At 43.5% G+C, this 14,434-nt stretch carries 9 protein-coding genes; 8 read left to right on the plus strand and 1 reads right to left on the minus strand.

The window, feature by feature from the left end; all coding sequences use genetic code 11:
• Positions 1 to 165: 165 nt before the first annotated feature.
• The 8 genes from TSUB_RS08650 to TSUB_RS08685 all read left to right on the plus strand — a co-directional run bounded on the left by TSUB_RS08650 (position 166) and on the right by TSUB_RS08685 (position 12,495).
• Positions 166 to 495, plus strand: a complete 330-nt coding sequence (locus TSUB_RS08650) for an Hpt domain-containing protein (protein ID WP_087018394.1) — start codon at positions 166 to 168, stop codon at positions 493 to 495.
• Between the two features lie 15 nt (positions 496 to 510).
• Positions 511 to 1,851: an HlyD family type I secretion periplasmic adaptor subunit gene (locus TSUB_RS08655; protein ID WP_087018396.1), complete on the plus strand. Its 1,341-nt coding sequence runs from the start codon at positions 511 to 513 to the stop codon at positions 1,849 to 1,851.
• A 2-nt stretch (positions 1,852 to 1,853) separates the two neighbouring features.
• On the plus strand, positions 1,854 to 4,034 hold the full coding sequence (locus tag TSUB_RS08660) for a response regulator (protein WP_087018398.1): 2,181 nt from the start codon (positions 1,854 to 1,856) through the stop codon (positions 4,032 to 4,034).
• Positions 4,035 to 4,065: 31 nt separating this feature from the next.
• Entirely contained in the window at positions 4,066 to 5,388 is a 1,323-nt protein-coding gene (locus TSUB_RS08665) for a TolC family protein (RefSeq protein WP_159064842.1), read from the plus strand.
• On the plus strand, positions 5,381 to 6,961 hold the full coding sequence (locus tag TSUB_RS08670; protein ID WP_087018402.1) for an ABC transporter transmembrane domain-containing protein: 1,581 nt from the start codon (positions 5,381 to 5,383) through the stop codon (positions 6,959 to 6,961). Before TSUB_RS08665 ends, TSUB_RS08670 begins: the two co-directional genes overlap by 8 nt.
• Positions 6,954 to 9,086, plus strand: a complete 2,133-nt coding sequence (locus TSUB_RS08675) for an ATP-binding cassette domain-containing protein (protein WP_087018403.1) — start codon at positions 6,954 to 6,956, stop codon at positions 9,084 to 9,086. Before TSUB_RS08670 ends, TSUB_RS08675 begins: the two co-directional genes overlap by 8 nt.
• Before the next feature lie 85 nt (positions 9,087 to 9,171).
• Positions 9,172 to 11,775, plus strand: a complete 2,604-nt coding sequence (locus TSUB_RS08680; protein WP_087018404.1) for an ATP-binding protein — start codon at positions 9,172 to 9,174, stop codon at positions 11,773 to 11,775.
• A gap of 153 nt (positions 11,776 to 11,928) precedes the next feature.
• Positions 11,929 to 12,495 carry a hypothetical protein gene (locus tag TSUB_RS08685; protein WP_087018492.1) on the plus strand — a complete coding sequence of 189 codons (567 nt, stop codon included), beginning with the start codon at positions 11,929 to 11,931 and terminating at the stop codon, positions 12,493 to 12,495.
• 61 nt (positions 12,496 to 12,556) lie between these two features.
• On the opposite strand, the gene TSUB_RS08690 is transcribed toward TSUB_RS08685, so the two are convergent.
• Positions 12,557 to 14,122, minus strand: a complete 1,566-nt coding sequence (locus TSUB_RS08690; RefSeq protein ID WP_087018406.1) for a hypothetical protein — start codon at positions 14,120 to 14,122, stop codon at positions 12,557 to 12,559.
• Between the last annotated feature and the right edge of the window lie 312 nt (positions 14,123 to 14,434).

A 14,434-nucleotide genomic window follows, 5' to 3' on the forward strand; every position in this document is an offset into this window, starting at 1 on the left:
CTTGTCCCTTTGAAATAAGTTTAAACACTACTAAACTTAGTGCATATGATGTTGGTTGCAATCGATTTTGTGCTATTTTTTGTAGGCATTAACGGAAAAGATAATGTGCAATACATCAGTTGAAACGCTGAAAAAATTCCAGGTAGGGATATACGAGGTTGGAAAATGATAAATTTTGAAGAACTAGCAGGAATCACAGGGGGAGATGATGACATTCTTCACGCCATCATTGGCATGTACCTCGAAGAGCATGGAAGTGATGAGCAACTTTTAATACAGCAACTAGACACCGGCGACGTTGAAAACATGTTCCATACCGTACATACCCTAAAAGGTGCGTTGCGATCTATGTGCGAATCCGAAACCGCCGAAATACTCGATAACATCGAAGTACTCACTAAAAGTGGTCAACTGCCTAACCCTGACCTTTTACAATCCGCTATTACCGGGTTAGGAAAAATAAAAGATCAACTAAACCAACAGCTTACTATATAAAGATTGGTTAAGAATATGGCGACGCTCGAAGAAACAATCAAACACGCTATTTCTCACAAAGATGAGAAAGACGGTATTTCGCGTCCCGAATTTTCAACACAATCACATGTCACCTTCACACAAAAAGTACTGCTATCGGCCTTCATCTTTACTATCCTCATCATCATAGTGATGTCCCAAGCCACTATCGATATTGTCGTTTCAGCGCGAGGAGAGATTCTGCTTGAACGCGATGTCGAAAAAGTCCAGCACCTCGAAGGCGGCATGCTTGAAAGCCTCCTAGTCAAACCGGGCGATATTGTCTATGCGGGCCAAGAAATCGCCACCATCACATCCCTTGATCGCCAGTCTCAACTTGCCACAAACAACCTTGAAATTGTGAATCTTGCACTAGAAATCGAGAAGTTCCATGCCCTGATAGATAATCGCGCGCCTGTTTTCGACACCATCGACGGCGTTACCCCTGAATTAATCAACAAGTATCAACAAGCATGGGAAAAAGAGAGCCAAAAAAACACATCAAATGAAGCGCTGATTATTCATGACATCGAGCATAAAACGACACTCATTAGTTCGATGAAACGACGCGTTAAAAGCTCTAACGCTCAACTCGCTCTCATACGCGAGCAGCTAACGATAAAAAACACACTCTACAAAGAAGAGATGGCGTCCTACCTAGAAGTACTCAACATGAAAGTGCAAGAGAGCAACATGGTGAGAGAAATTGAAAACCTTCACGAAAGTATAATGAATGAGAATTTTCAATTGCAAAAAATGGAGATTCAACTTGAGGATTTGCGCTACAACCGCAATTCAGAATACTTTGCTCGGCTCAATCAGAATCAAAAAGATCTCGCACTCAAACTCGAGCAAGTGCCCCAACTCGCGGATAAAGTTAATCGCTTGACCGTGCTCTCACCTGTTGATGGCATCATAGATAAGGTTAACTACAATTACATTTCTGCAGTGATATCACCCGGCGATAGTATTGCGGATATTTCACCGATAGAAAACAACATTCACGGCGAAGCGCAAATCTCGCGCAAAGATCTCGGATTTATCGAAATAGGCCAAACCGTAAAAGTGAAACTCGATACTTATAATTTTGCTAAGTATGGGTTTATCGAGGGCACCATTTATTCTATTTCTCGCACATCTTATGAAGAAGAAGAAGAAGAGTTCTACATCGCTAAAATTGCACTACAAACCGATTACTTAGAACGTGCTGGTGTTAAATACAATCTCTCTCCGCACATGGAGTTCACGGCAGATATCAAAACAGGCGACCGTAAAGTGATCGATTACGCGATGAAACCTGTCATGTCCGCGATTGAAGACTCCTTTGACGAGAGGTGATTGTGTATCGTCGTATTGTACTCGTCACCTTATTTACCCTCCTTATCGGTGTTGCCATCGTCTTGGCCGCTTTACTGTTGACCGTCGAAAAACAGACACAAGTTTCTAAAAGTGATTTATCTACGGCAATAGAGGCCAACCTTGCAGATAATCATCGGCTTATCTCTCAGCTCCTTGCCTGCGACCAAAGTGTGTGTGAAATCACCAAGGAAATCGAAAACGTCGAAGCCAGTTTAAAAGCCGTTGAATCAGCCATCGCTAATGAAAAAAAATCACTAAGCACGGTTGGCAGCAGCGCTTTTCAGATGCTAAAGCTCGCCATAATCCGCTATAACAATACCCGAGATCGCCCCACTTTATTATTGGAAACCAACTACTTAACCAATGAGATAGCGCTCCTCGCTGCCACATTGCGAGAAAACGCAGAGAGTGAATCGCATGACAATGTCACAGATCTACTTCATCGCGTTTATCTACTGGGCCTCTGCATTTTGGCGCTCTTTGTTTCGCTAATCACCCTGCTGTTTCACTATACACAGCTCGCCAATCGTGAACAAAAAAGACTAGAACGCTCGTTACTTTCAATGTCACATCATTGCAGTGAAAGTGACGCAGAACAAATAGCTCACAATACGATAGATTCTGAAATTACGCCTGTTGAACGTGGGATCTATACATCGTTCAATAAACTACTCACTGAAGTTGAAGCATCGCGCCGAAATGAAGATATTTTTCGCCAACTCTATGGATTTATTGGCTATGAGATTCGCAGTATCAGCAATACCATTAACGGTGGCGTAAAACTCCTTATTCAAGAAACGGATGAATCGAGCGTTGTCCTCGCAAAAGACATTACCACCGCCACCGATGCACTCTCTGATCTTGCCGACAACTATAATAAGCTACTCTCTGTTGGTGCTCACGATGGCGGCCAAATCATCGATATTGGTAAGTTATTCATTGGCCTGGGTGTTAACCTTTCTCACAAAGCAAAAGAAAATGCCTGCTCGTTTGACTGTTACTTACCCGTCGGTCTTCCTGAATTCGCGCAAGGCAATTTCACCAAAATTTTTTGGTCTCTGCTATTAAGTTTTTCCAATGCGATTCAAAGCGTTGAACACAGCAGCGCATTGCTCACCTGTCAATTGGAAGAAAGTGAAAGTATAGAGTCGATCCGCATCAGCTTTCAGCTCACGTTCTTAACCTCCGCGGCCTTTTCTTATGCTCAACTTCAAGCAATAAATTGGCAATCCACCACTGAAAGCTACGGGACCAACAATGCAGCGGTTCAGCTCATCGACCATCGCCATGCACCACAACAGCTCTGGTCTACGTCATCTGCTGGAAAAATGCTTTCGATCTCCATCGAAACCACACCGAAACGCTACTTCAGTACCAACGACCAGTTCGCAGATAAACGCGTGTTGATATGTGGTGATGACAACATTCAAACCAGTATCATTAATCAAGTCCTCGATGACCTCAAAATCACCACCAGCGTGGTGCGCACACCTAACGAGATATTCCGCACTTTAAAAAGCGCTCAGACATTAGATGCGATCATTATTTCAGATACGATGAACGGCATTAAGTTACGCTCGTTTTGTAAGACCCTCAAATCTCGATTAGAAAAAGCAGGTCATACTAAATTGATCCTCTCCATCTCGGATCCTCAACCCTTTGAAGAGGGTTATGAAATGGTTGATAAAATCATTCAACACCCTTTCACCACAATCGAGTTTGCGCAAAAAGTAGAACAAGTACTCACAGAAGTCGAAGACCAACAAGAAGCCGATAGCCGCCCGCTACTTATTGTCGAGGACGACAAAGTACAACAGTTTATTCTCAAGCAAATGCTCACAAAACAAGGGTACGACTGTGTGTGTGCCAATGATGGGCTATCAGCAGTAAAAATTATCCAAGAACAAGCTTTCGATATTGTGTTTATGGATTGCATTATGCCCGGACTTGATGGATTTGAAGCAACAAAACGCATTCGCCAACTTGAAGCAGATGAACGCGTAAGCGCCGTGACTATCATCGGAGCAACGGCACTTTCAAGTAATAGTGAACATAAAGCGTGTATTGACGCAGGGATGGACTATGTCATTAGTAAACCTTACAACGCAGAACAGATTTTCAAGGTCATTAAAAAGTATGCGGCTTTACAGAAAATTAGTTAGCCTTTTACTTTTTCTCTTACCTACTGCGTCAATGGCATCTAGCCTTGAAGACGCGGCAACGGTGTTACTTGAAAAAAATCTGGGGATCTATGTTGCTAATGGTGCGATAACGGCAGCGGAATACGATGCTGATGTCACGCGGTCTGGACTACTACCATCACTATCACTGTCAGCAAACACCACTTACAACAGCAGTTACAAAGATCAAGTCGTCGGTGCGGATGTAAAAAATAAGTACCAATCTCATGGCTACAGCATCTCATTGAGCCAAACAATCTTTAATGCATCGACGTATTTTAAATACAAGAACAGCTTAATGAATATAGACATAGAAGCTATTAAGCTAGAACAAAAAACGCAAACGACCCTCTCTCAACTAGCCAATGAATATATCAGTTATTTAAAAACCCGCTCGCAGTATGAATCGACACAACTAGAATTAAAGTCAGCAACACAGCGACTAAAGCAAGTAACGCGAAACATTGAACTCGGTAATACAGCGGCCAATGAGATCTATGAAGTACGTTCACAGAAGATAAAAATCGAAAACAGTCTACTACAAATAGAAAGCGACATGCGCAAGTCGCTCGCACGAATCTATGACCTGACCTACACCCATCTTGAACCCACTTTTGATATTCCCGGAGAGTTTACCCCTCAAGCCATATCAATCGCGGAACAGAATAAACTGATTAACCAACTGAACAACACCAACCTCGATTTGATCATTGCGAGAATTCAAATTGCGAAAAAACGCACCGACCTCAGAGAGTCCAAAAGCAGCTTTGCCCCTACCTTAAGTGCCTCTGTTTCCTACAGTCATGACGACAGCAACAATGAATCAGGCATGGTCTTGCCCGATACAGGCAAAAACGATCAAGTCGTTTATGCCCTAAATTTCAACATGCCGATATACGCGGGCGGCTCGAACATTGCCACCTTAAAGAAGACCATGATGGAGCTAGAAAATGAACAAGTGACCTTACGAGAATCGCTTCATAACAATGAGACTGAGCTAAGAAACATCATTGAGGCATTAAACCACTTTGTCGCAGCCAATGAAGCCCTTAAGCAAATTGTGATAGCTAACTATAACTCCTTTCAAGGCATTCAAAGAGCTTACAGCTTAGGTACGCGCACGCTCACCGACGTGCTCTCTTCCGAGACTAAGCTCTACTCGAGTATTCGCGACTATAACGATAACCTCTACAACTATCAATTGGAGAAAATAAAGCTCTACACCCTGTTAGGTAGCCTAAACTTCAGTACAATTCAAACACTCAATGCGTCCATGATTGCGCGCCAACAAAAAGCGGCTATCACCGACGTGATCGCGGGGTTTGAGAATGAGTAATCTCATCCCTAAAATTCACCGTTGGGATACGGTGTACATCACTATCTCCACGCTTGTCACTACCCTACTGGGACTCGTACTACCTTTTTCGATACTGATCATATTCGACCGAATACTGCCAAACTCATCCACTAATTCGCTGATTTTTCTCTACATCATCATTCTTTCTTCGATAGTGGTCGACTACCTCATTAAGAAAAGTGAAGAATCATTAGTCTCTCGAATTGCCTCTCGTACTGAAAAGCGGATCATTGACTGCTTATTTAATGCTGTGTGTAAGACTGATCTTAGCCGCTACAAACAGCATAACATTGGCTCGCTACTCGAACGTGTCGCGTCAATACCAGAGATAAAAGACTTTCATAGTGGCGAATCGATCAAAGCATGGATAAACCTTTTTACTTCAGCCGTTACCGTAGCATTGATTTTTTTAATCAGCGCGAAAGCGGGAATGGTACTCATTGCTGCGTCGATCGTCCTTCTTATCGCTGCGCTTTATCTTTCTAATCGGCGAGTCAAACTCATCAAACTTCGCAATGACATCGAATCGGAAGCCAACTCACGTGTTATAGAGATTGTCTCCAACCCGCTAGCCATTAAATCTCGTTCAATGGAGTATCGTGTTGAAAACTATATGGATGTGATCGTCGAAGACCGTGAAGATAAGAGCGTGGAGTTTGAATCTATCGATGCGTCATTCAATCTTATTCTTGCGTTCATTCAACAGCTTTCCGTCGCTGTTGTCGTTGTCGTCTGTGCCATGGCAACCATCAATCTAGAAATCAGCCAAGGGGTCATGGCTGCCGTAATACTCCTCACTAACCGCTATTTTTCACCTTACCAACAAGTCATGCGATTTATTAGTCGTTGGAAGATGGTCAATATTCGCTTAAAAGAAGTCGAAGAGATCATCGAACTGGAAAATGAGAGCAACTACGAACACGAAATCATCAATATTGAGCGTATCCATATCTCCTCAGACAGAGAAATCGATTTAAACATTGGCAAAGTACACCTGTTTCAAGGGCCATCTTCTAGTGGAAAAAGTTTTCTCGCTAAACATATTTCGATGGAAACCAATACCGGCTTTTTCGATATTTTCATCAACAATACCGAGATCCATCACTTTAACTATCACCATATTCGCAACACAGTGATCGCGGTAGATACCAACAGCCAATTCATTGATGGCACTATCATCGATAACCTCACCTCATTTCGTCCGGAACTCAACAAAAGCGCTATTACGCTCTGTGAAGCACTGAACATCCGTACCAATATCGATGAACTCAAAAACGGCTTTTACACTGACCTCTCTTCAACCGCATTGATTCCATTTTCACGACAGGTCATGTTTACCCTGTTCATCATTCGCGCTTTACTGAGCAGTAAACGCGTCATCATCATTGATGATATCGACATGGTACACGACAAAAAGTTTGAAGATGCCTTGCTCAATGTCTGTATTCCACGTTGCCGACAGAAACTGTTTGTTTTGATCTCCAACAAAATTACCCCACCCGCCGTTGATGTCGTCACGCACACCTTTGAGATGGAGCTTACCCATGAATAACATGATTGATTTTTCAGATGTTGAAGCGCGTCTCGCCGACTTTTCAGATCATGCTTTTCTTGATCAAGCCCATATGTCACCCATACTTCGCGGTCTCGCTTATCTGCTCATTACCTTAAAATGGGAAGGTACGGCGAGCATTTTGAGCGACGCCTATATCAACAAAAATACCGACCTCGATAGCTTTCACGCAACCCTATCTAAACTCGGCTATCGCTGCCATATTGAGCAATTTGATTCACTCTCTCGTATCCAAGATGACCAATTTCCCTGTTTAATTACCTTTAACAATATCAGTGCGATTGCGCTAGCCAAACGTGATAACACCCTATTTCTTTATGACTATCAAAACGACAACTATTTTGAGCAAGATGAGTTAAACACCCGTTGCGAAATCTGCGCCACGACAATCTACTCACAAATATTTCGTGAACCACCGCCAGAATCCCAAGATAAAAGCAACTGGTTGAAATACGCTTTCTACAAATACAATGACGAGATACGTTCACTGGTCATTCTTAGTTTGATCATTAACTTATTGGGCACACTTCAACCCTTTTTCATTATGAGTGTCTACAACTTCGCCTTAACGGCGAGTTCAACGTCAACACTGTTTTGGATAACAAGCTTTGCCATTCTCGTCGCGATCATCGAGTTCTATTTCAAACGTTTCCGAATGCGGATCCTAAATACGTCAGGCAAAGATCTTGCCCACTTTATTTCTGCCAAGGTGATTGGAAAACTCCTCTGGTTACCCTATTCCATGACATCGACAGCTGGGGTCTCTTCACAAATTGCACGCTTAAAAGATATCGACCAGTTTCGCAAGCTCGTTACGGCTGAATCAACCTTAAGCTACTTTGACCTCCCGTTCGTGGTGGTGTTTGTGGTTGCTATTCTGGCCATGTCTGGCACGGCCGCCTTGACCGTCATCGCCGGCATCGCCGTGATGCTCTGCTTTTGTATGATATCTCGCTATTTTTATGCGCAAGCGACCTCCAAAAGTTCGCGTGCTAACGCCATGGTCTCATACCAATGGAATGAGTTGTTGCGTGGTATTCCTTTTATACAAGGACTGCCCGTTGTCAGGGTATTAAAAGCCCGCTTCTCTGCTGCCGTCGATCAAAGTATTGATGACGCGAAACAAGTCGCCGTCACCAACGGTAAAATTCAAGCCATCGGGCAAAGTCTCATACAGGTAATAGGGACAACCAGTATTGTGACCGCCGTATACGGTGTGATGGGCGGCACCGCTGATGCGGGGTCAATGTTAGCCATTGTTATCCTTGTCTGGAAAGCACTTGGCCCCATCATGGGCATCTATAATTCGTTAACCAAATATCAATCGATCGTCGCTGCGGCTAATCAAATCAACGCCTTGATGTCTTTGAATGATGACTCATCGCGATTAGAAAAAAGCCCACCAATACAGTCCTTTGCGGGCCACATGAGTTTGGCCGGCATCAGCCATCGATACCCTGGGGCACCCATTGGCCTCACCAACCTCTCTTTTAACATCAACCCGGGCGACAAAGTCGCAATATCAGGCGCGCAAGGGACAGGAAAAACAACATTACTCTCGATCTTAGCGGGCATCGAAGAGCGCTACCAAGGTGCACTCTATGTGGATGGTCAGAACATTAAACAGTTCAATAACTATCGATACCGCAAGTCCGTTAACTATATTCCCTTAGAGATCCACTATTTTGATAGCAGTATTTATTACAACGCCATAATTTATAACGGCTACTGTAGCCGAGAGCGTGTCACGCAATTGTTTCATTCTCTTGGGTTGCAGCGCTGGTTCACTCAGGGGATCGACAGCGTGTTAACGTATAACAAAATAAACATGCTACCGAACGGTGCATTGCAGTTATTGCGCTTTTGTATCGGGTTAAGCGGGAGTAGCAACAATATCATCTTAATTGACGAACCCTTACTGGGTGTCGAGCATGAATTCAGCCGTTTCTTCTCCAAACTCTTTCACGAAGAATTTGCTAGCTCCACGGTTATCTATGTCACATCCGACAAGAACCTGATTGCCAATGCATCCCACTGTCTGTTGCTTGACAAAGATGGCAGCCAGAAATTCTATGGTGCGCCCGATAAAGTCATCCAAGCATAAGCGTTTCAGTAAAATGATTTTTCCTCGCCCTTGCTCTGCATATGACCTAAAATGCAACTGATTTCATAATTAAAGTAAAGTTCTTATGCTCAATAAAACGTCTATCAAAGCTAGGTTGATCTTTCTCGTTGCCGTCCCCATTTTTTTGCTTGCATTGATAGGTAGCGTTACCATCATCCATCAAATTAAACAGGCGGTAGTGCTAGAAGAAATCGATAAAAACATACATTTAATCAATGCGATTTCAGATATGTCGCAAGCGTTGCATCGCATTCGTACCAACGTGCTAGAGGACAAACCCATCGCTCCTGAAACCCTGTCAGAGGCGCGAAAGCATCTTTCGGAAATACAAAAGCAAATCAGTGAGGAAGACCAATCCTTTTTAGATTCAATTGATGAGCTCAGTCAATCCCTCAATGAAGTCTCCTCATTTGGCCGCGAGGGGATCCTCGACTGGTCGAGTTGGGTTTTCAGCTTAATTGATCACAAAATCACCCTAACAGAAAAGCGCGTTCCATTAAGTGGCCAACCTGATGTCGACCAACAAATTGCGATCATGCATCAACTCATTGCGCTACAAATACATTCCCAACATGAAAGCTGGCTGATTCACCTTATCGCCTCTGGTGAAGCCGCAGATACTCGCGCTCAGCTGTATCAAACCATTGCTTATCAACAACAGATCATTGACCGATTTCTGTTTATCAGTGCAACAGAAACACAAGTTGATTTATTACGTTCTGCTTTTGGAAGCGAAGACGTCCTCAATACTTATGACTTACGCGAGAACATTCTCAATGATGCTATTTCACCTAAAGACATACGCGAGCGAATTCACTATTTCGATGTCCGGTTTAATGAAATAGATAACATTGTCGATACCATTAATCATCAACTTGAATATCAAATCCATCGCACTAGCGTGATGGCAAGATACACCGCTATCGCCCTTTCACTGCTGGCAGCTTGCATCATAACGGTCTTAATCATCGTCGGCGGAAATGTATCATCACGAGTTATCAAGCAGTTAGCGCGCACAATCGGTGCGATGAAAGCGCTGTCAAGTGAAGACACCTATATCATGCCAAGAAAGCTTGTCATTGATGGCAAAGATGAATTTTCCTTGTTTGCCTATCAACTCAATAGCGTTATTCAAGATAGGCTTGAAACGAGCCAGCGGTTACTCCAAGCCAAAGAGCAAGCTGAGAAAGCGAACTCCGCTAAAAGTGCCTTCCTTGCTAACATGTCTCATGAGATCAGAACTCCGCTCAACGGCATCATTGGCATGTCAAATGTGCTCTCTCAAACGCAATTAAACCCTGTACAGTTTGATTATTTAAAGACAATCGAAACATCTTCCCAGACTTTGCTCGTGCTGATTAACGATATCCTCGACTTATCTAAAATTGAGTCGGGTAACCTTACCATTACCCCTATCGAAACAGATGCCCGTGAAGTGATGTTTGCCATGGCAACCATTGTTTTTCCTAAAGTAAAAGAATCTGATATTGATTTACACATAGACATTCAAGACGGATTCCCCCACACGCTACAACTGGATGATCACCGCCTCAGACAGGTGCTGATGAATCTGCTATCCAACGCGGTGAAGTTCACCCAACAAGGTAGTGTTACGCTCAAAGCAACCTATGACCATCTAGATGAAAACAGGGTGAACCTCCACTTCTCCGTGATCGATACGGGAATAGGTATTGAAGAATCCAAAAAAGAAAAGATTTTCAAACCTTTTGCGCAAGAAGACGACTCCACAACGCGTCAATTTGGCGGCACTGGGCTAGGCCTTGCAATATGCCAGCAGCTTGTTGCGATGATGGGAGGTGAACTCAAGCTGGAGTCAGAAAAAGGTGCCGGAAGTCGATTCTTTTTTTCAATAGAAACGGAAGTGAAGGTAGCTAAACAAGAATCAAGTTTACTACCAACAGCACGCTATTACCTCATAGATCATCAAAGTGAATTCTTTGATTCAATTGAAAAAGAGTGCCTCTATTGGGGATTAAAACCCACGCTCATTACTGATGTCGGTCAAATCGATGCAGAAACCGCGGTTCTTTTCATCGTTTCTGATGATGAAGACAAAATTCAACCCTTGCTCGCTCAATGTGAAACCCAACCAAATGTGAACGTGATCTTGTGCCAAGACAAACATCGCAAGCAGGATCACACCCGTGATAATCTGGCGGGTATCGTCACTTATCCACTATTAGGCTCTCGGTTCTTTGAGGCCGTCAAGCAAGCATTGCAAGACAAAGCACCATCGCTGGCTAACAAAAATAAAACGGATGAACTGTTGTCACTGGCCCCAATCCTGCTTGTAGAGGACAACCCTATCAATCAAAAAGTCGCAACGTTAATTCTTCGTAACGAAGGCTTTCATTTTGATGTGGCGAACAACGGCGAGGAGGCGGTTAACAAAATAAGAGAAGGTAACACTTACTCGCTTGTGTTAATGGACTGCATGATGCCAGTCATGGATGGATTTACTGCCACTACCATCATTCGTGAAATAGAGAAGGACTCTCAACTCAAAAGGCTCCCTATCATAGCGCTCACTGCGAGTGTACTCGACGACGACATCCAACGCTGTTTGGATTCAGGCATGGATGACTATGTGCTTAAGCCCTTTAAAACTGAAGTTTTAATGCGCAAGCTGGAATCGCTAGCCATTTGATCGGTTAACACTGAATGCACGCTTTGTTCTCATAGCGCTACCCTCGCGTTCGCTATCCTCATTGGACATCTCGATCCTGTTGGCATAAGCTTGCGCACCTCGACCTATTACCCAGCCGCCATGCAAGCGCATGAGCCAGACCATGAGTTACCTATGATCAGAGAAACGACCTTCGCCCCAGCCCAGCACTGGAGCAAACCATTTGTGGCTGAAGTGGCAGAAATCATCAACTTACTCAAAGAGCATGGGTACGATGCAGCCACTATCGCGCGTTTAACGGGCTTACCGGAAAAGAAGCTCTCTGAGTGGACCTCTCGCTACAAGCGTGAGCCCGAGATAATCTCAACGGTACCATACCCAGTATGGTGTTTTCTTGCTGCTCTCGTTAATCGACCCAACATTCACAATCAGGGTAAGCCTCTTGAGGTCGATGCGCGAAAAGTGATGCGCGCCTTTAAACCAACTGCTTTCAAAAACAACCAGCAGTTTGAAATGCCAAACGCGAAAGAATTCAAACGGATCATTGGCGAAAACGCCTTCACAGGAATGACAATTGAAAGCCTTTGCGAGACCTTTCAATGGAAACCAGCACAGTTAGAGCAGAGCTTAGAAAATGGTCGTCTGCCTTTTCTTAACTGGTGCCTCGTTTTAATGCTTTGTGGATTCAATATTCAGAAAATGCTGCTTAACGCACATGAAGGTGAGATAACGCTGGTGTAACACGCTTTCAGAATGGCGGTTTAACAGAGCAAAGCAAACTTGGTTGCTTTGCTCTGTGCCCTTAATCCATTCTATTGAATGTGACCTTATTCGATGTTTTAGGCTGAGTGGCTCGCTCACGAATTAACAGAGAGACCTGTTCTGGCACTTCAGAAAGCTTGAACAAATACCCAAATCGCACCGGTTCACTCGCTATTTGGAGTCCATCTTGATTAAGTTTAGATAATTGAACACTTTGCTCATGCGTTAGACCGTCAATATCGTAAGTCCCAATAACAAAAGAGTATTGGCCATTTAACCCTTCAAAATAGGGCTCGACCCATTTCCCTGATGCCGGTGAGTAGGTTAATAAGTATTCCCCTTTTCTTTCAGTAGCTACAATCTTAAGATTTAACCCTGCTACGTCAATATGCTGCTCTACAACATCAGGTTGCCACTGAAAACTTGTCTGTGTTAACTCACTTGGAAAATAGTCTAATGTCGCACTTATATTACTAATTTGCCTGTCAAACGGACGGCTCGACCAACCATACACGCGCACAGGGAAATAGCTAGTGTCTGCACTGGTGAAATGTTGATCTATCCCAGCTAAGGCGGTTAAATTGACCGCTTCATTATTTTCCGTAACCAGCTCGATATCACGTAACGCCAACGAAAGGCTCTGTAAGCTTTCCAAATTATGCTGGTAAGCAAGGGTCAGCTCACCGTCACGATCATCAAAATGAATCTCACCTATTTCTCGTTTTAATATTGATGAATCTGCCTTCTCTTCGGCATCCATAATCGCTTGTGCTATCGGTCTAATATCGAACCAGTTAATCGTCTCTTGATAGCGGAGTATCCAACGGTTATCCATTAACACAGCGGGTAAGTTTGCAGGCCTGATAACATAAGTGTGAATTGTGCATGTCAACGAGTCACTTGCATCGCTCTCTTCAACGATCAAAGAAAGTTGTTCAATCCAAGTCGAATCGTGTCGTGTTGTTACTTGCCCTACTACCCCTTTTCCCTTGGCCAAACCTGACACATACTTCGCATCATTCGCTTGTACCGATATCGCAACGTTGTGGCCAAAGAGTGTTGCAGCAAGGGCATCCTGTTGAGAAATAACAGGAAGACTCTCAGGTAAAGCAGGATAAACAAGGGGCGCGGTCAACATGTCCAGTAATTTTTGCATCGGCGAATCAAGAAGTTCGTCCCATAGTTCTGTAGCGCGGCCGTGAATCGCTAGAATACTGCCATCAGTAGGATTGAAATCAACGTCAAAGCCTTGGGTCATTAACGTTTTAAACTCCTCCTGACGGCGGTACTTCAAGCTATTATACCCTTTACCATCCACGTCAAACTCGAAATGTTCTGCGTAAATATGGAGTTTCACCGATTCGTCGACGTCAATAACCTTATAGTTTAACAATGCCGTGACGTATTGCTCTGCATAAGTTTCACCATCATAAAGTTCATGAGTATCAATGTAGATCCAATAACGTTTTTCTACCCCGGCAGTGGGCTTATTTACATGAGCGCAGCCATTTAAAAGTACCAAAAATGCCGCCACAACCCAGAAATTGGATCTGCAAAATGCACCACCAAATCCTCTTTTCTTAAAAAGCTGAATGATAAAGATCACAGTGCTTTTCCACCTTGTTTTACCTAACCTGAGAAGACACTATGTTTTATGTACTCGGAACCGCGTGCAACATTCCTTTGCGATCTCAGAGAGTTAAGTCTCACATATACGCGTCGCACCAAGAAACCTCGAAATCAAGTACCAACATAATAATTTCAAACGTGACCTTGATCGCATATTTAAACTCAAACCACCACAAAACCAAACGCGTTACTATCACGAAATCAACCCACCTGTTGGTAGAAAATAACAATCATCAATGCCGCCGACGACCTTCTTAAATTTAGAAGTATCACGCATTTTCTAAACAGT

The sequence above is a fragment of the Thaumasiovibrio subtropicus genome, assembly GCF_019703835.1.
GTDB lineage: Bacteria > Pseudomonadota > Gammaproteobacteria > Enterobacterales > Vibrionaceae > Thaumasiovibrio > Thaumasiovibrio subtropicus.